Origin of the sequence: Rhodococcus sp. X156 (genome assembly GCF_004006015.1) — a bacterium.
Lineage (GTDB): Bacteria > Actinomycetota > Actinomycetes > Mycobacteriales > Mycobacteriaceae > X156.
Genome location: NZ_CP034766.1, coordinates 2,668,738 through 2,686,516, shown reverse-complemented (window position 1 = coordinate 2,686,516; position 17,779 = coordinate 2,668,738). Strand labels below are relative to the sequence as shown.

The following is a 17,779-nucleotide window of genomic DNA, read 5'->3' as shown; positions in this document are numbered from 1 at the left end:
TCATCGCCATGGACGGCCCCTCCGGCACCGGCAAGTCCACCGTGGCGCGGCGCCTGGCCACCGACCTGGGTGCGCAGTACCTGGACACCGGGGCGATGTACCGCACGGCCACCCTGCAGGTGCTGCGCGCGCACGTCGACCTGGGTGACCCGGACGCGATCGACGCCGCCACCACCACGCTGGCGCTGCGCTCGGGCACCGACCCCGCCCACCCCACGGTGCAGCTCGGTGACGAGGACGTCTCCGCGGAGATTCGCGGTGCCGCGGTGACGCAGGCGGTGTCGGCGGTCTCCGCCGTGCCCGCGCTGCGCGTGCGGCTGGTGGCGCTGCAGCGGGAGATCGTCCGCCAGGCCCCGCACGGCATGGTGGTGGAGGGCCGCGACATCGGCACCGTGGTGCTGCCCGACGCCGACCTGAAGGTGTACCTGACCGCCTCGGCGGAGGACCGCGCGCAGCGCCGGGCCAAGCAGGACGCCGCCGAGGGCCGGCCCAGCGACTACGAGGCGGTGCTGGCCGACGTCCAGCGCCGCGACCACCTGGACTCCACCCGGGCCACGTCGCCGCTGCGTCCCGCCGAGGACGCCGTCACCGTGGACACCAGTGGACACAGCATCGACGAGGTACTCACCCGGCTCCGTGCCCTGGTGGCATCGACGAGCCGAACAGAAGGAGCAACACAGTGAGCGAGGAGGGCCTGGTCTCCGGAGACGGCATCTGGCTGGACGAGACCGACTGGGAGGTGGCCGCCGAGGACTTCGGCGACGAGCACGGCCCAGACGAGGCAGTCCCCACCCTGGCGGTGGTCGGACGGCCGAACGTCGGCAAGTCCACGCTGGTCAACCGCATCATCGGCCGCCGTGAGGCCGTGGTGCAGGACGTGCCCGGCGTCACCCGCGACCGGGTGTCCTACGACGCCAGCTGGAACGGCCGGCGCTTCACCGTGCAGGACACCGGCGGCTGGGAGCCCGACGCCAAGGGGCTGCAGAAGTCGGTGGCCGCGCAGGCCGAGATGGCCATGAAGACCGCCGACGCGGTGCTGCTGGTGGTGGACGCCGTTGTCGGCGCCACCGCTACCGACGAGGCCGTGGCCCGGGTGCTGCGGCGCGGCAAGATCCCCGTGCTGCTGGCCGCCAACAAGGTGGACGACGAGCGCACCGAGAGCGAGGCGGCCGCACTGTGGTCGCTGGGGCTGGGCCAGCCGTACCCGGTGAGCGCCACGCACGGCCGCGGCACCGGTGACCTGCTGGACGAGATCCTGGCGGTGCTGCCGCACACCCCGCGGGAGAGCGACCCCGTGGTGGGCCCGCGCCGGGTGGCGCTGGTGGGCAAGCCCAACGTGGGCAAGTCCAGCCTGATCAACAAGCTCTCCGGCGACGAGCGCGCGGTGGTGCACGACGTCGCCGGCACCACGGTGGACCCGGTGGACTCGCTGGTGGAGCTGGGCGGGCAGGTGTGGCGCTTCGTGGACACCGCGGGGCTGCGCAAGCGCGTGAGCCACGCCAGCGGCGCGGAGTTCTACGCCTCGCTGCGCACCCGCTCGGCCATCGAGGCGGCTGAGGTGGCGGTGCTGCTGATCGACGCCTCCGAGCCCATCAGCGAACAGGACCTGCGGGTGCTGAGCATGGTCTCCGACGCCGGGCGCGCGCTGGTGCTGGCGTTCAACAAGTGGGACCTGGTGGACGAGGACCGCCGGCACATGCTGGAGCGGGAGATCGACCGCGACCTGGCCCGGGTGCCGTGGGCGCAGCGGGTGAACATCTCCGCGATGACCGGGCGCAGCATCGCCAAGCTGGTGCCGGCGCTGCGGCAGTCGCTGGAGTCGTGGGACAAGCGCATCCCCACCGGGCAGCTGAACACCTGGCTGTCGGAGGTGGTGGCCGCGACGCCGCCGCCGATGCGCGGGGGACGGCTGCCCCGGGTGCTGTTCGCGACGCAGGCGGCCACCCGGCCGCCGACGTTCGTGCTGTTCACCACGGGCTTCCTGGAGGCCGGCTACCGCCGCTTCCTGGAGCGCAAGCTGCGCGAGACGTTCGACTTCACGGGGAGCCCGGTGCGGGTGAACGTGCGCGTGCGGGAGAAGCGCGACCGCAAGAAGCGCTGACCTCGCTGGTTCACCCTGTTGCTGGCCCGTGCTGCTTCGACCTGACTACAGGCCGGAGCTGGTGCGGGCCAGCAGCTCACCCAGCAGGGTGTAGTCGACGTCGTCGCCCTGGTGGATCTCGGCGGCCTTGCGCTCGCCGCTGCCCAGCGGCTGGGTGACCCCCTCGATGACCTCCACGTCCTGGGCGTTGTAGAGGGTGAAGCGCACCGCGTCGGCCAAGGCCTCGATGTCGGCGGCCTCCCAGCCGTTCTTGATGTAGTACGGCTTGCCGTGCCAGAGGCGCTCCTCCGCCTGCGGGATGACCTCCTGCACGAGGTAGCGCAGGCGCTCGCAGATCTCGGACTGCCAGGCCGCCCGCTGCTGGACGTACTCGGTGACCTCGGGGTTCATCCCGACCTCTCTTCCGCTGTCGCACAATGGCTTTGCTCGCAGTGACGAGTGCGACGGATCGTAAGGCGGTTGACGACGCGGTGGTGAACAACTACGCAGCGCTACCTTCTGGGCGGCTGCTGGGGCCGCCCGCGGGCCTGTGACCAGCCGGTTCGTTGTCTGGGGGAGGGCTGCGGTAACCTTCTCTACGGCGCTCGCAAGAGCGTGTTCGGGCTGTGGCGCAGCTTGGTAGCGCACTTGACTGGGGGTCAAGGGGTCGCAGGTTCAAATCCTGTCAGCCCGACCGAGATAACCGGCTCTGACCAGCGGAAACGCTGCGTCGGAGCCGGTTTGCGTGAACCGCAAAGGCCTCATCCCGCACTCCTTCTATCTGGACTCGCGTCGAACGCGGCTCGATTGTCTTTGGTACGAGCCAATTCATCGAGCACGTGGTCATAGCCCGCGCATCAGGTCTGACCGCCGCTAACGACCGGAGGGTTGCTTAGCGGAGGATCGTTGACCTGCTGCCAGGCGCACGCGCAGAGCATCCCAGGGGCAGGCTGGGGGCCGGGAAGTTCCCGCAGCGCGCGCACATGTGACTCGCCTACCCGGACCAGGAAGGCGCGCGCATGCCCAGCGCTCAGCGCTCTTAGGACGCAGCCCGCGGCTGCGCCCCGTCCGTGGCGCCCCGACCGTGGCGCACCGCTACGGTCAGGCGTCCGACTATTGCGAGCACGACGTCTGAGGAACACATGAACGAGCCCATTGCGCCAGACGATGCCGTTGGATCCAAAGGGGAAGGGACGCCTGCGTCAGTTGCTGCTCAGGATGCGGGCGGCATGGCCGGCGTAGTGGCCGCCGGTGAGACCGAGCGGGGTTCGAGCACCTACGCGACTGGCGGTGGAGGAGTTTCGTTCGCGCATCGCGTGGCGACGGTCTACCTGGCCAGCATGTTGGCCGGGGACCGGCGCGCCGAGGGATCTGAGCTACCGGTGCGAAGGGTGTCATTTCAGACGGGTCCGTCACACCCGGTCGATGATCTTCTAGTCGAGTGTGGTGACGAGACAGCCGAGGTGACGCTTGCCGTGGCGTGTCGAGCAACGCCGAACTTCGTCCAAAGCGATGAAAAGACGGTAAAGCTCGTCGGGTCGCTGCTCGCCGAGGTCGAGAAGTTCGACACAGGCACTCATCAGGTCGCCGTCGCGACTTCCGGGAGGTCCAATCAGTGGGACCAGCTTGCGTCGCTCTGCGACATCGCGCGTGCTCATGTCGACCCGGAGGCGTTCCAACAGTCCATTGACGTCGATGGCCGCTGGCCCAAGGCGGTGCGTGATCGCCAGAAACAATTCTTGAAGATGGTCGCGAAGGTCGTCGAAGCCGACGCCTCGCCGGGAAAGGTCCTGCGGCTGGCGTGGCGGCTGCTTTGCCGGCTGCACGTGCTTTGTTTCGCGGTTCAGAGCCCGGACGAGGGTGACCGCGCGAGGGCTGCGACATTGCTGGACAGCGTGGCCTGGGCTGCCGCCAGCGGGGTGGCTGTTCGGAACCGGCTCGAGATCGAGGCAACCCGCTACGACGCTACTGGCGCCGTAGTGGACCTCAAGGTGCTTCGCCGTGACCTCCACGGGGTCTTGGGTGCGGCCGCAATTCGAAGCAGGATCGCTTGGTCGATGCTTGGTGAACACCGTGAGGTGGCCGTCGCAGGTGTGCGGACCACCATCGGTGACGAGTCCTCCGGTGCGTCGGCCGAGATCGCGTTCGCCGACCGTCGCGAGAAGCTCGCTAATGCCGTGCGCGAGGCGGGTACCCATGCGTCGGCTCTGTTGGTATCGGGTGAGTCCGGCATCGGTAAGAGCGCACTGACGTTGGCGGCTATAGCAGAGTTAGAAGCCTCGAACCCCGCGGAGTTCGAAGCGGTGGTGGTGAACTTCCGTGGTCTGCCTCAGTCGGGCTTGGACCTGCGTGCTGCCCTCGGGATGTCCATGGAGGACGTGCTCTCAGAACTGTCGGCACCTAGTCGGATCTTAGCAATCGACGCGGCTGATGCTGCTCTGGAGCAGTCTGCCGGTCTGTTGAGGGACTTGGTGCTCGCGGCGGCCGCGGCGGGTGTCGGGCTTGTCGCGGTGACGTCTGACGTGGCATCGAGCTTCGTGCGGGAACAAGTGGAACTGGGGTTCGCGAAGTCGGTCTCATCGTTCATGATGAGGCCACTGGGGGACGAGGACATCTCCCTCGTCTCGGACCGAATCCCCCTTCTGCGTGCGGTCCTGCGGAATCTACCTGCGAACTCGCTATTGCGACGGCCCGTTGTGCTGGATTTGCTTGCACGCACCGGATTGGAGCCCGTCAGCTCACTGGGTGAGTGGGAATGCCTGCAATTGGTGTGGAGCAGAGTTGTCCGGGGCGATGGTCGCCCCGGTGTCGGTTCGGCGGAGGCTCGTGAACAGACTTTGCTTGCCATGGCCGCGTCAACGATGCGACTACCCAAGGACCGAGGACCTGCGGCAGGAGTCGACCCTGCAGCGGTCGATGCGCTGCGGCGGGACCACCTCGTCGCGCCAGCGAGTCCATATCGGGACCGTCCCGAGTTCGCCCATGAGGAAGTCCGGCGGTACGCGACTGCCATCCTTCTCGTTCGCGGGCAGAGCCCCACCGAGTTGCTGGAGGCAGGCGGCGTTCCTCGGTGGGCGCTATCGGCCGCCACTCTCGCGTGCAATGGACTGCTGAAAGCGCCGGATGCTCGACCTGCGCCAAAATTCGTCGAATTGCTCTCGCAATTCAAGCCGTTCGCGACAGCGCACGGTCCCCGGTGGAGTGACGTCCCCGTGGAGGCCGTCCTGGAAACACCGTTCGCGTACGACTGCCTGAAGGCAGCATTCGCGGACGAGTCGGCCGGCTTCGCCCTTGGTGACGTGGTGCGCGTTGTTCAACAGACGCATAAGGTCAACGGGCTCGTGGACCCTGTCATCTCGAATCCCGTCATTCAGGTGCTTCTCGATTACGAAAAGCCATGGGATGTGTCGAAGGAATCGTTCGAGTTGCTCGCGGACTGGTTGCAAACCTTGTCTCTTGCTGACGTTCCAGCCAAAGACTCGCTTCGCACTCGGCTACGGGTCCAGCTCCTTGCCTACTGGCAGGCGCACCCCCCACTCGACACCAGTGGGGACGATCTGCCCCAATGGACGACCCAGCGTCGTCGACGGCGACGCGAGCTGGATTATCATCTGACCAAGGAAAAGTTCGTTGAAACGCTGGCGCTGCTCGGACCGGACATCGACGATGCAGTCGAAGCATGCTTCCAAGCTATCGCGGTCGACGCGCCGGCGTTCCTGGCTCCGGCCGTGGACTCGCCGCTAAGCGCACGGGCCTTGGCGCAGAAAAGCCCGGACCTATTGGCGACGTTGATGGAGGCCTATTACATCGACGACGAGCACAGCTGGCACCTAGACGAGGGCGTCCGAGAGCATCAAGGCCGCTGGAGCGGTATCGGAGCACCGTTCTTTCGGTACGACTTCGGTGGATTCTGGCAACTGTTCCGGACGGCGCCGGTGCGGACGTCGGTGCGGGTATTAAACAACATTCTGAATAGCGGTGCGCAAGCCCGGATAGCAACGCTGTCACGGCTCGTTCCGCGAGACCTTTTCGCCGGACCCGTCGACATCTTGGACAATGATGCCGGTGGCGAAATCGAGAACGGGGCGGACGAAGAACGCGGTGCGGTACTGAACCTTGACGGAAACGCGCGCTTCTATGTCGGTGACAGCGCCGTGTGGAGCTGGTACCGAGGCACATCGATCGGCCCATACGCGGCGATGAGCGCTCTGCAGGCAATGGAGCGCCTCGCTGACTCATGGCTGAGCCAGGGCGCGTCGCCGAGAGGAGTCGTAGAGGAACTCCTCACCGGCTGCGAGAACCTGGCCATTCCGGGGATGCTGTTCGGTCTGCTCACGCGCCACGTGGAGAACGTTGGCTCGGAGCTTGACCCGTTTCTTGCCGAACCTGCCGTATGGAAACTCGAGTTCGCCCGCAGGACGGGTGAATATTCCGGGCCGCGTGCAATGACTCCAGGGCTTGCGAACCTTGGACGTCGGAACTGGACAGCACGTGAGGTAGCCGCGTGGCTCATCATCAACGGAGGGGAGGAGCGTACCGAGGCTTTGAAGGAAGTCGCCGAAAAGCTCGTCGAGAACGGCGACCGACTCGGTTTTAGCGAGGAGCTCACGAAAAACTGGGCCGTCTGCCTGGACGCTGACCGGTATCGAATCGCCCAGCATGGCGAGGAGTACTACATCGAGGTCGAACAGCCACCCGAGCTGCAAGCTATACAAGAATCACGTGTGGCCTACCAGCAGCTCGTGCAGACCAGCATGCGCCTGCAAAACCGCTACTGGGGCTCGGCCAAGCATGACGCCAAGTACGTGCCCCCCACTTCGGAAGAGATCGCCGCGGACTTGGCGGCTGGCCGTGCCTTGCTCGAGTCCGACGGAGACCCGATACCGAGTGGGTCCGTGGACGCGGTGGCTCATGTCGTCCGCGCAGCGGTTGAACGCGCCGCCGCCGGCGACATGGACGCGCTCGGCGACGAGGCGAGCTTCGCGACCAACCTCGTAATCGACATCGCATTATCGTTCGAGGAAGCCGAAGACCAGCGCCGCGAGGATCAGTACTTCGAAATCGGCGCCGACCGGGCCGTGGCCAAAGCCCTGCCGGCGTTCCTCACACAAGCACTGGCTGCACCGCTTGAGGTAGCCGGCAGATCCGCCGAGGAGGTTGTCAAAGCTGGGCTTGCGATGGCTAGCAAGGCACCCCTGGAGTCACGACTGCACCTGGCCCGTGGATGCGATGTCGTATGGGCGGCGCCATGTGTTGGTGCTCCGTGCATTCACCGGATCGCATTGAACTGGTTGCTCCAGACCGCCCGAATCGCGGAAATCGGACCATGGGACCAGGACGCCCAGCGGCGATCGAACGTCCGGATTCTGGGAAACGTTGCCGAACGACTCCAGGAACTACCGGGTGACTCCATCGACATCGCTGTTCTCGACGCAGCCGTTCGCGGATTCGGTGCCGCCGCGTCGACTGACCACTGTTGCTCCCACGACGCGGCCAAGTTCCTCGCAGTCTTTCTCGATATCGAGCGACGCGCCATGGTCACGCAGGCTGGCGAGGGTTGGACTGCGGACAATCGCGGGGCACACACGCTCGTCGCCGCACGAGCCTTGCTTGAAGGGTTCGCGGCGAACGGTAACGCTGGACCGGTGCTCGAACAGCTCGACGTCCTGCGCGCTGACGTGGGACTGATGTCGAACTTCCTACACGGTCTGGCCGCGGTGGGCGCAGAGAACGAACGCTTGGCCGAAGCCGCCCGTGGCGTGTGGCCAACGTTGTTGCGCCATGCCGTCGGTTACGCGAATGACGACCCGAGCCCTTACCGCGACCATCACTGGGGTGATTGGGCTGCAGCTGCCTTGCTGCCAGACCCTCTTCCGTGGACGCAGGGCCTGTATAACGAAATCGTCGACGAACCCATCAACTGGGTTCGCGCTGAAGATCTCATTGAGGCGGTCGACGATTGGCTGTCGATCGCTCGCGGGGAGGCCAAGTGCGTCGACGCGCTCGTCGCCACGCTGCGAAAGCTCCCCGCGGAAGTGCAGGTGACCAAAGGGATTCGCTGGGTGGCTGACCTGTGCATAGAGGACGGACTAGTAACGGTCAATCAGTCGTGGCTATCAAATTCCTGGCTCAAGGAGACATATAGTGCGGCTGATGAACATGGCAAGTTGGATGATTGGCAGAGGCTCGTCGACTCCTTGGTCGTTGCGGGGAACGAGGGATTGGCGCCATACAGCCGGTGACCCGTCCAGCCCTTATGTCAACTACGAGCCCATTCGGTGCTCCCTAGGCCGAATCATGCAGCGAGAGTTCGCTCACTTAGGAGTAGCGCGAGCACGACGACCACGTGAGCGCGCGGCCAGTGCTTTCCAGTCGTCGAATGTTCGAGCACCGGACCGCCCAGCACCGCCGGTTTCCCCCAGCTCGGCCGCCACCGTGATCCCGCGTCCGGTGGCCAGCACGAACAGCGGCACTGCCTGCTCGGCCACCGGCTGGGAGGTGACGGGCGCCGTGTGGTCGAGGTAGCTGCGCAGCTCGGCGTTGTCGTCGCAGTACTGGGTGAAGGACCGCAGGAACACGCCGTGCTTGTCGCCGAACGCGCCGTACAAGCTGCTGCGGCTCAAGCCGATCGCCGCCGTGAGTGCTCCACTGAAGTCGCGGCACAGCCGTGGCTGGTCCTTCAGGGTGTGGCTGCCGGTCGTGGCGGGATGGCGAACGTGGAGATCACGGCGGCGACAGCGGCGGCGATGGCACCGAACAGGAATGCCTGCTGGAAGCCCGTGTCACCCCCGCCGGTGACGAGACTGAGCGCGGCGATGCTGGAGACGGTGGCCACGCCAAGGGACGCGCCGAGCTCGTGAAAGGTGCTCAACAAGCCTGAGGCGATGCCGGCTTCCTCGGGGCCGATCTGGCCCAGCGCGGTGGCCGAGGCCACCACGAACAGCGCGCCGACGCCGAAGGCACCGAAGCTCACCCCGACCGTGGTCGCCACGGTGGTCGCCCACAAGGCAGGCGCCAGCAGCCCGGCGGCCGCGATGATCATTCCGGTGGCACCAAGAGCGCGCGCTCCCACGCGTCCGACGAGGCGTCCACCCAGGTTCGCGCCGGCCATGGTGGCCAGGGCGATCGGCAGGAACAGCAGGCCAGTCGCCAGCGGGCCGTGGCCGGCGGACTGCTGGAAGTAGAAGGTGCCCAGGAAGAACACCGCGACCATCAGCGCGGTGGCGATCATGATCACGAACACCCCAGCCCCCACGGGGCGTCGCGCCACCAGGCTGAGATTCATCAGCGGTGATGCGGCGGTCTGCTGTCGCCAGCCGAACAGCAGGTAGAGCACCAGCGCAGCGCCCGCGGCGACGAGCGTGGTGGGGCTGGTCCAACCGACCTCACCAGCGACGGTCAGCGAGTAGATCGCCGAGCCCGTGGCCGCCGTGACCAGCAGCGCACCGAGCACGTCCAGCGAGGGCCGCGGCCCCGGCGCCGGGGGCAGCGGTGGCAGCACGCGCAGCAGGCCGAACAGGACGATCAGGCCGACCGGGATGTTGAGGAAGAACACCCACGGCCACCCCGGTCCAGCGGTGATCAGCCCGCCGAGGAGCACGCCGACCGCCGCGCCTCCGCCACCGAGAGCGGACCAGATACCCAAGGCGCGGTTGCGCTCGTCGCCGGTGAACATTCGCACCACCACCGACAAGGCCGCCGGTGAGAGCGCCGCCGCACCAAGGCCCTGCGTCACCCGGCCACCGAGCAACAACCCGCCGGTCTCGGCGACCCCGGCCAGCAGGGAGCCGGCGGTGAAGACGAACAGGCCAGCAAAGACGACGGGCTTGGAGCCGAACAGGTCCGCACTGCGCCCACCCAGCAGCATCAAGCCACCGAAGGTCAGCGTGTACGCGGCGACCACCCACGTCACCGCCTCGCGCGACAGGAGCAGGTCCGCACCCATTTGCGGCAGCGCGATCGCCACCACCGTGACGTCCAGGATGAGCATGAACTGCGCCGTGCCCAACAGCGCCAGCGCGAGCCACCTCGTCGGGTACACCGCCTCGCCAGCTTCCAGCGACTTCTTCGCGGTCGTCATCACAGGCCCCCTAAGTCGTACATAGATGTTCGGGTTAGTCGCTGGTACGGTAACTCAAACATTCGTGTTCGGGAAGCGGGGGATTTCATGGCGACCAGCACGGCGGGGCCCAGCACCAAGCGGGCCGACGCAGTACGCAACGTCGAGCGCATCCTCGACGCTGCGATCGTGTGCCTGTCGCAGCGGCAGAACGCGACGATGGCTGACATCGCCAAGGAAGCGGGGCTCGGCCGGGTGACGCTCTACGGCCACTTCGCCTCTCGTCCCGCACTCGTCGACGCCGTGGTGACTCGGGTGATCGAGCGTGGCGAGCAGACGCTGGCCGCGGTCGACCTCGACGGAGACCCCCGCGAGGCGCTGACCCGGCTCATCCACAGCAGCTGGGAGCTCGTGGACCAGTCGCGCTCGGTCATCGCAGCGGCCGAAGGCGAGCTCCCGCCAGAACGCATCCGCCAGCTCCACGACAACCCAGCGGCCAGGGTCGAGTCACTGATCGAACGCGGCCGCGACGCAGGGTTGTTTCGCACCGACATGCCGACCTCGTGGCAGGTCGCCGTGCTCCACCAGGTTCTCCACGGCGCAGGAGCCGAGATCGCCAGTGGCCGCCTCCAGCCCGCCGACGCACCTCAGCTCATCACCGCGACCGTCTTCGCCCTGCTCGACGCCCGCTGACGTCCTCGGGCGGAGTCGCCGCGTGGCCCGTCGCGGCTACCCGCCCAGTAGCCTCCCGTCCGTGACCGATCGCGGCGAACACGTCCGGCGTCGCAGCGGCGTTGCAGCGCGGTTCGTTCTGTTCATCGTCCTGAACCTGGCGTGCACCTGGTTCTGCGTCACCCTCGCAGCGGGCATTGTCACCGGCCTGCGGGCGGATGCGAGCGTGGTCGGCACCTTTGACGACCCGGGCGCCAGCTGCCCCGGTCGCGCCTCCTACGTGGTCGACGGTGTCCGCTACCAGCTCGACACCGGCGGCGAGGGCTGGTGCAGCCGTGAGAACGGTGATCTGACGTCACCGCAGCGGGTGTACTACGACTCTGATGACCCGGAGGTGGCCGTCTTCGCCGACCCCGGTGGTCCGACCGGTGTGGTGATCGTGCAGGGCGTCGGCTTGACGCTGCTGGCGACGCTGACCGCCTGGTTGTGGTGGGCGTGGTGGCGGTGGGCCAGGGTGCTGCTGCGGACCCTGCCGGCAGTCACCTGAGCAGGGCAGCCACCTGTTCGTCCGAGGTCGCAAGCGCTGCGCGGTCGTAGGCGGAGCCGGTGACCAGCAGCTCGTCGGCACCGGTGCGCTCGACCAGCTCCTCCAGGCGGCGGCGCACGGTCTCCGCTGAGCCGGCCACCACGGTGTCCAGCCCCTGCTCCACGCGCTCGGTGTCCTGGCCGTCGCGCAGCTGGTCACGGATGACGTGGACCGGTTCCAGCGCGGCGAAGACGCCGGTGCGTCGGGACTGCACCATCGCCCACACCTCGGGCAGCGCCAGCTCGCGGGCCTCGGCGTCGGTGTCGGCCACCAGCACGTCGAGGGAGACCACGATGTACGGGCGGCTGCCGGCGTGCGGGCGGAAGTCGCGGCGGTAGGCGGCCAGCAGCTCGCCCAGCTCCGGCTGGTCGAGCACGGGGCCGCCGAGCACCACCGGCAGTCCCAGCTCGGCCGCCACCGAGATCCCGCGCCCGGTGGCCAGCACGAACAGCGGCACGCCCTGCTCCGGCACGGGATGGGCGGTGACCGGCGCGGTGCGGTCGAGGTAGCTGCGCAGCTCGGCGATGTCGGCGGCGAAGGTGTCGGGCTCGGTGCCCGAGCGCCGCAGCGCCTGCCGCACCGGAGCGGTGAAGCCCAGCGAGCGGCCCACCCCCAGGTCGATGCGCCCCGGGTGCAGCGCGTCGAGCATGAGGAACTGCTCGGCCACGATGAGCGGCTGGTGGTTCGGCAGCATCACCCCGCCCGAGCCGAGCCGGATGGTCGTGGTGTGCGCGCCGACCGCCGCCAGCAGCACCGCGGGTGCACCGGAGGCGATGCCCGCAACGCCGTGGTGCTCGGCCACCCAGAACCGGCGGTAACCCAGCCGCTCCGCGTTGATCGCCCGTTCCACGGTGTGCGCCAACGCATCCCCCTCGGCGTGGCCGGAACGGGTGCGGGAGCGGTCGAGCAGGGAGAGCCTCACGCTCCACTGAACGTCGGGTGACCGGCGCCGCTTCCCGCCCCCGCCGCGGATCGGACCACCGGTCGAAGCAACTACGTTGGATCGTGCCGCGGCACGCCGTCCCCGCGGCCAGGAAGGCAAGGACCGTGCCGGCTCAGCAGCCCCTGTGGGCAGATGCGTACCAACCCGGAGTGCCGCTGCACCTGGACTACGGCGACACCACCGTGCTCGACCTGTGGGAGGACGCCGCACGGCAGTTCCCCGACCGGCCGGCGCTGGACTTCCTGGGCCGCGAGTCCAGCTACGCCCAGGTGGCCGAGCAGGTGAACCGGGTGGCCGGGGGCCTGCACCGTCTCGGTGTGCGCCCCGGCGCCAACGTCGCGGTCCTGCTGCCCAACTGTCCGCAGGCCATCGTCGCGTTCTTCGCGGTGCTGCGCCTCGGCGCGACCGTGGTGGAGCACAACCCGCTGTACACCGCCTCCGAGCTGCGCCACCCCTTCGCCGACCACGAGGCCCGGGTGGCGATCGTCTGGGACAAGGCGGTCCCGGTGGTGGAGGACCTGCGCGCCGACTCGGCGCTGGAGCACGTGGTGGCCGTGGACATGACCACCGAGCTGCCGTGGACCAAGCGACTGGCCCTGCGGCTGCCGATCAGCAAGGCCCGCAATTCTCGTGCGCAGCTGACCTCCCCGGCGCCGGGGGCGATGCCGTGGTCGGAGCTGGCCTCCGGGCCGGCCCTGGACGAGGCGCACCCGCGTCCGGGCACCGACGACGTCGCGCTGCTGCTCTACACGTCCGGGACCACCGGCGTGCCCAAGGGCGTGCCGCTGCGCCACCGCAACCTGGCCGCCAACGTCCGCCAGGGGCGGGCCTGGGTGCCGGGCCTGGAAGAGGGCAGCGAGTCGGTGCTGGTGGCGCTGCCGCTGTTCCACGCCTACGGGGTCACCGTCAGCGTGCTGCTGGGGGTGGCGCTCGCCGCCAAGCTGGTGCTGCTGCCCAAGCCCGAGATCGGGCTGATCATGGACGCCGTCAAGCGCCAGGTGCCCAGCTTCGTGCCCGCCGTCCCGCCGCTCTACCAGCGCATCGTGGACGAGGCCGAGCGCCGCGACATCTCCATCCGGGGCATCCGCTACGCCCTGTCCGGGGCGATGCCGCTGCCCAGCGCGCTGGTGCAGCGCTGGGAGGCTGCCACTGGCGGGCTGCTGGTGGAGGGCTACGGGCTCACCGAGACCTCCCCGGTGATCGTGGGCAACCCGATGAGCTCGGCCCGCCGGCCGGGCTCCATCGGAGTGCCGTTCCCGGACACGGAGATCCGCATCGCCGACCCGGACAACCTGGACCGCGACGTGCCCCAGGGCGAGCGCGGCGAGCTGCTGGTGCGTGGTCCCCAGGTGTTCTCCGGCTACCGAGGTGCACCCGAGGAGACCGCGGCCGCCTTCCACGACGGCTGGTTCCGCACCGGGGACATGGTGACCATGGCGCCCGACGGGTTCCTCACCGTGGTGGACCGGCTCAAGGAGGTCATCATCACCGGCGGGTTCAACGTCTACCCCTCGGAGGTGGAGGCGATGATCCGCACCCACGGCGGGGTCCTGGACGTCGCGGTGGTGGGCCTGCCGCAGGGCAACGGCGGCGAGGAGGTGGTGGCCGCGGTGGTCCTGGTCGACGGTGTCCCGGTGCTGCCCGAGGAGCTGCAGGCGCACGCCCGCCAGGGCCTGACGCCCTACAAGGTGCCGCGGCGCATCATCTTCGTCGACGAGCTGCCGACCAACCCGATGGGCAAGGTGCTGCGCCGCGAGGTGTCGGTGCAGATCCAGGAGCGCTGACCAGCCGCCGCCCACCTCAGGCGGGCGCCGGCGTCACCGGGAGATGGTGATGTTGAACGCCGCGGTCTGCAGGGCCCGGACGGTCGCGAAGAACAGCGGGGCGGCGTGCTCGGTGGCCAGCGCGGTGTCGATGCCACCCAGGTCGAGGATGGCGCGGCTGGGCCAGCCCAGGTCGGCGAGCAAGCCAGTGACCACCGTTTTGGCCGCCGCGTCGTCGCCGCTGACGAAGACGGTCGCGTCCGGAACGGTGTCCAGCGGGTTGACCATGACAGCGAAGTTCATGGTGTTGAGCGTCTTGACCACGCGCGCCCGCGGGAAGCTCGCCTGTGCCCGCTGGGCCACGCTGGCGCCCGGGTAGGCCATGGCCATCTCCGGGGTGAAGGCGGCCGAGGGGTCCAGCACGATCTTGTCGGCCAGGACGTCCGCCCCGACGTCGCGCAGGGTGTCGGCCAGTGCCGTGCCGGGGACCGCGGTGATGACCACCTCGGCGACAGTGACGGCGTCCTGCTGGCTGAGCGTGCCCGCCTCGATCGAGGGGGTCCGTGAGCCGTAGGTCACCTGGTGACCGGCGGCGGCCAGGCCTGTCCCGAGGGCGGTTCCGACCTTGCCGGTGCCAAGCACTGCGATCTTCATGGGGGTACTTCCTTCGGGCAGGCGGGAGTGTCCGCGAGTGCGGTGGGGGTGCTTCGCTCCAGCGTCGTCGCTGAGCGGTGGGCCGTCCAAGACCGACTGGGTCGCCACCGATACCCCGGGGGTATCGACCGAGGCCAGCCGGGGTGTCAGCTCCTCGGACTCAGTGACCCGGCGTGGCCAGGACCGCCATGGCGGTGTCGACCAACGACTGCAGCGTCGCAGGCGGATGTCCGGCGCGGCCGAGCGCCTCGATGCCCCGCAGCACCGACAGCAGCAGCGCCCCAGCCCCGGCGGGGTCGAGGTCGGCGCGGACGTCGCCCGCGGTCTGGGCGCTGCGGACGCACGCGCTCAACGCGCGCTCGTACCGCTCGTAGAAGTCGGTGGCGGTGCGGACGACATCGGCGTCCTCGCCGGCGAGCTCGGCGGTCGCCTTCGCCAGCAGACACCCCCGCTGCGGCGCCCCGGGGACAGGGATCGTCGACCGCAGGTGGCGCTCGAGTCGCCCACGTGCGCCGCGCTCGTCACCGGCGAGCGCGCCCTCGACGGCCTCGGCGTTGTCCTCGCAGTACTGGGTGAAGGACCGCAGGAACACGCCGTGCTTGTCGCCGAACGCACCGTACAAGCTGCTGCGACTCAGGCCGGTCGCCGCCGTCAGGTGTTCCACGGAGGTCGCGGCATAGCCGTGGTCGTGAAAGGCCTCGCGGGCCTGCCGAATGACGTGCGGTTCGTCGAAGGACCGGGGCCGTGCCATGCCGACAGCGTACTTGGTTCTGGACCGGATGTTCCGCTACATTGCCGAAGTCCAGTTATGGATCGAACATTCCACAATTCGAGCAAGGGGTTCACATGACGCAGGTTCTGGCCGGCAAGGTCGCCGTGGTTACCGGTGGCACGAGTGGCATCGGCCTGGCGATCGCCCAGCGCTACGCCGCCGAGGGCGCGCGCCTCTTCGTGACCGGCCGTCGGCAGGAGGCGCTCGACGCCGCGGTGACCCAGATCGGCGGCGACGTGACCGGCGTGCGAGCCGACTCCTCCAGCGCGGCAGACGTCGACGCGCTCTACGCCGCCGTCCGCGAGTCGGTCGGGAGGATTGACGTCCTGGTGGCCAACGCCGGCGGCGGCTCGTTCGCCCCGCTCGGCGAGATCACCGAGGAGCAGTACCACGACACGTTCGACTCGAACGTCAAGGGCACGCTGCTCACCGTGCAGGGTGCGCTGCCCCTGCTCGTGGACGGGGCATCGGTCGTGCTCCTGAGCTCGACGACGTCGGCGCTCGGCGGCGCCGCGTTCAGCATCTACGCCGCGTCCAAGGCGGCCATCCGCAACTTCGCTCGCAGCTGGGCGCTGGACCTCAAGGACCGCGGCATCCGCGTCAACGCACTGGCCCCCGGCCCCACGCACACGCCCGGGGTAATCGGCCTCGTCCCCGACGGCGAGGGCCAGGGCCTCCTCGACACGCTCGCTGCCGACGTGCCCCTCGGTCGTGTCGCGGACCCCTCCGAGATCGCCGGCGCAGCGCTCTTCCTCGCCTCCGCGGACGCGAGCTTCGTCAACGGCTCGGAGCTGTTCGCCGACGGCGGGCAGGCGCAGGTCTGACGCCACCGCCACGGGGTACCTCCGGGGGGCAGCACCTCGGTGCTGGCCGGGCTCCTGTCGCGTTTCTTCAATCCGTGCCGGTCGGTGCCTGGCTACGTTTCCCGACATGAACGCAACCTCGACCTTCACGGTCTCCGACTGGACCCCGGCCGGCTCCCCGACGCAGGTGGGCGGGCTGCCCGTGCCCGTGACGGCGGCGCCGGCCGGGTTGGCGCACATGGTGAAGACGTTTGAGGGCGACCTCACGGGGCGGTCGGTCACCTGGTTCCTGGGCAGCCTGAACTCCGAGACTGGCCACGGCTCCTACGCCGCGCTCGAGGCGGTGCAGGGCGAGCTGGGTGGACGCCCCGGCACGTTCAACCTGGTGCACGCGGCGTCGACGCACGGCGCGGACCGCTACGACGAGCACCTGGTGATCGTTCCGGACAGCGGCACCGGTGAGCTCGGCGGTATCGCCGGCGCGGGACGAATCGTCGTCGACGCCGACGGCACGCACTGCCTCGAGCTGGACTACTCCCTGGGGGAGTGAGGCGGGGTCAGGAGAACGAGTCCGGAACGGGCGGAGTCGACGTCACCTTCCCGCGGTGGTGTCCGAGACGCCGGTGCGGGGTGGGGCCGGTCGTCCGGCGCTTCGCGAGCTTCGCTGCGTCAGGAGGTTGGAGTGCCCCAGTGCGCCTGGGGGGCGTCGAGCTGTCGCATCGGGTCGGCCGGGGCGCTTTGACTTAGCGGTCGCAGCGAAGGAGCTGGCAACGTGTTCTGCTGCCAGGTTGGATCGAAGTCGGTGTTCTCCCACTTCCACTTGGTGATCCGTGGGGCGATCCAGAAGAGATACACGCCGAGGGTGAGGAACGACAGGAGGAGCCACTTCACCCAGGTGCCGAAGAGGCCCATAGCAGAGCCAGTAAATGTCAGCCGCTTGCCATCGATGTACGAGTGCTTGGCCTTCCATCGCTCCCTCAGCACGAGCGCAAAGGGGTAGCAGAAGCCTAGGGTGCAGACGGTGACGATCGCCCCGAGGATGGCGGTGCCGAAATATGTACCGGCGCCACCATCGAAGTGAAAGCGTCCTGAGTTTCTTGCCACTGAGTTGCCTTTCGTGGGACTGAACTGGGCTGGCGGCGCGGACACTGCCCGCAGCAGGAGAACGGTAGGGCTCTCCGGCAGCCATGGCATGCGATGGAGAAATCTGCGCTGGCGGGGTGGCGGGCCCCGATCATGTGCCGGTGACAACTGCGATAATTCGCCTGGCGGTAGCGGCGCGAATGGTGGCCGAGTTGGGAGTGATCATGGAGTGCTAACTCAGAGGCTTCTGGTCTCCGCGGAGCGAAGCCCAAGTCGGCAGCCTTACGTGGTACCTCCTCGACCCTGATCTGAACCTGGTCGGATCGCCGCGCAGAGACGGTGTAGGACTACTTCTGGTGCTCGC

15 protein-coding genes and 1 tRNA gene are annotated in these 17,779 nt (G+C 68.5%); 9 read left to right on the top strand and 7 right to left on the bottom strand.

Annotation, left to right across the window (positions count from 1 at the left end; all coding sequences use genetic code 11):
- Positions 1–8 precede the first annotated feature (8 nt).
- Both cmk and der read left to right on the top strand, forming a co-directional pair.
- Positions 9–683 (top strand): (d)CMP kinase, encoded by a 675-nt coding sequence (cmk, locus tag ELX43_RS12700; RefSeq protein ID WP_127784880.1) that lies wholly within the window; start codon positions 9–11, stop codon positions 681–683.
- Positions 680–2,101: a ribosome biogenesis GTPase Der gene (gene der, locus ELX43_RS12695; RefSeq protein WP_127783750.1), complete on the top strand. Its 1,422-nt coding sequence runs from the start codon at positions 680–682 to the stop codon at positions 2,099–2,101. The genes cmk and der overlap by 4 nt, the downstream gene beginning before the upstream one ends.
- 45 nt (positions 2,102–2,146) lie before the next feature.
- Here the strand turns inward: der and ELX43_RS12690 are convergent, their stop codons facing one another.
- A complete protein-coding gene (locus ELX43_RS12690; RefSeq protein ID WP_127783749.1) occupies positions 2,147–2,491 on the bottom strand; it encodes a DUF1801 domain-containing protein in 345 nt (114 codons plus the stop codon).
- Positions 2,492–2,700: 209 nt separating this feature from the next.
- On the opposite strand from ELX43_RS12690, the gene ELX43_RS12685 reads away from it, so the two are divergent.
- Positions 2,701–2,774: transfer RNA gene (locus ELX43_RS12685), tRNA-Pro, on the top strand.
- A 448-nt stretch (positions 2,775–3,222) separates the two neighbouring features.
- Positions 3,223–8,322 carry a hypothetical protein gene (locus tag ELX43_RS12680; protein ID WP_206518015.1) on the top strand — a complete coding sequence of 1,700 codons (5,100 nt, stop codon included), beginning with the start codon at positions 3,223–3,225 and terminating at the stop codon, positions 8,320–8,322.
- A gap of 72 nt (positions 8,323–8,394) precedes the next feature.
- Here ELX43_RS12680 and ELX43_RS12675 read toward each other — a convergent pair whose 3' ends face one another.
- Positions 8,395–8,703, bottom strand: a complete 309-nt coding sequence (locus tag ELX43_RS12675; RefSeq protein ID WP_127783748.1) for a hypothetical protein — start codon at positions 8,701–8,703, stop codon at positions 8,395–8,397.
- 56 nt (positions 8,704–8,759) lie between these two features.
- Positions 8,760–10,160 (bottom strand): MFS transporter, encoded by a 1,401-nt coding sequence (locus ELX43_RS12670; protein ID WP_127783747.1) that lies wholly within the window; start codon positions 10,158–10,160, stop codon positions 8,760–8,762.
- A gap of 87 nt (positions 10,161–10,247) precedes the next feature.
- On the opposite strand from ELX43_RS12670, the gene ELX43_RS12665 reads away from it, so the two are divergent.
- Positions 10,248–10,832 carry a TetR/AcrR family transcriptional regulator gene (locus ELX43_RS12665; RefSeq protein ID WP_127783746.1) on the top strand — a complete coding sequence of 195 codons (585 nt, stop codon included), beginning with the start codon at positions 10,248–10,250 and terminating at the stop codon, positions 10,830–10,832.
- A gap of 22 nt (positions 10,833–10,854) precedes the next feature.
- Entirely contained in the window at positions 10,855–11,358 is a 504-nt protein-coding gene (locus tag ELX43_RS12660) for a hypothetical protein (protein WP_127783745.1), read from the top strand.
- Here ELX43_RS12660 and ELX43_RS12655 read toward each other — a convergent pair.
- Positions 11,351–12,319 carry an LLM class flavin-dependent oxidoreductase gene (locus ELX43_RS12655; protein ID WP_127783744.1) on the bottom strand — a complete coding sequence of 323 codons (969 nt, stop codon included), beginning with the start codon at positions 12,317–12,319 and terminating at the stop codon, positions 11,351–11,353. The genes ELX43_RS12660 and ELX43_RS12655 overlap by 8 nt on opposite strands.
- A gap of 17 nt (positions 12,320–12,336) precedes the next feature.
- On the opposite strand from ELX43_RS12655, the gene ELX43_RS12650 reads away from it, so the two are divergent.
- The gene (locus ELX43_RS12650; protein ID WP_346773851.1) at positions 12,337–14,124 is read left to right on the top strand and encodes a long-chain-fatty-acid--CoA ligase; all 1,788 of its coding nucleotides are present in this window, start codon (positions 12,337–12,339) and stop codon (positions 14,122–14,124) included.
- 33 nt (positions 14,125–14,157) lie between these two features.
- On the opposite strand, the gene ELX43_RS12645 is transcribed toward ELX43_RS12650, so the two are convergent.
- Together ELX43_RS12645 and ELX43_RS12640 are read right to left on the bottom strand one after the other, a co-directional pair.
- A complete protein-coding gene (locus ELX43_RS12645) occupies positions 14,158–14,757 on the bottom strand; it encodes an NAD(P)-binding domain-containing protein (RefSeq protein WP_127783742.1) in 600 nt (199 codons plus the stop codon).
- 160 nt (positions 14,758–14,917) lie between these two features.
- The gene (locus ELX43_RS12640) at positions 14,918–15,508 is read right to left on the bottom strand and encodes a TetR/AcrR family transcriptional regulator (RefSeq protein ID WP_127783741.1); all 591 of its coding nucleotides are present in this window, start codon (positions 15,506–15,508) and stop codon (positions 14,918–14,920) included.
- A 95-nt stretch (positions 15,509–15,603) separates the two neighbouring features.
- Between ELX43_RS12640 and ELX43_RS12635 the strand changes: the two genes are divergently transcribed.
- On the top strand, positions 15,604–16,353 hold the full coding sequence (locus ELX43_RS12635; RefSeq protein ID WP_127783740.1) for an SDR family oxidoreductase: 750 nt from the start codon (positions 15,604–15,606) through the stop codon (positions 16,351–16,353).
- A 106-nt stretch (positions 16,354–16,459) separates the two neighbouring features.
- Entirely contained in the window at positions 16,460–16,882 is a 423-nt protein-coding gene (locus ELX43_RS12630; RefSeq protein WP_127783739.1) for a DUF3224 domain-containing protein, read from the top strand.
- Between the two features lie 119 nt (positions 16,883–17,001).
- On the opposite strand, the gene ELX43_RS12625 is transcribed toward ELX43_RS12630, so the two are convergent.
- The gene (locus ELX43_RS12625; protein WP_241248941.1) at positions 17,002–17,481 is read right to left on the bottom strand and encodes a DUF898 domain-containing protein; all 480 of its coding nucleotides are present in this window, start codon (positions 17,479–17,481) and stop codon (positions 17,002–17,004) included.
- Positions 17,482–17,779 lie beyond the last annotated feature (298 nt).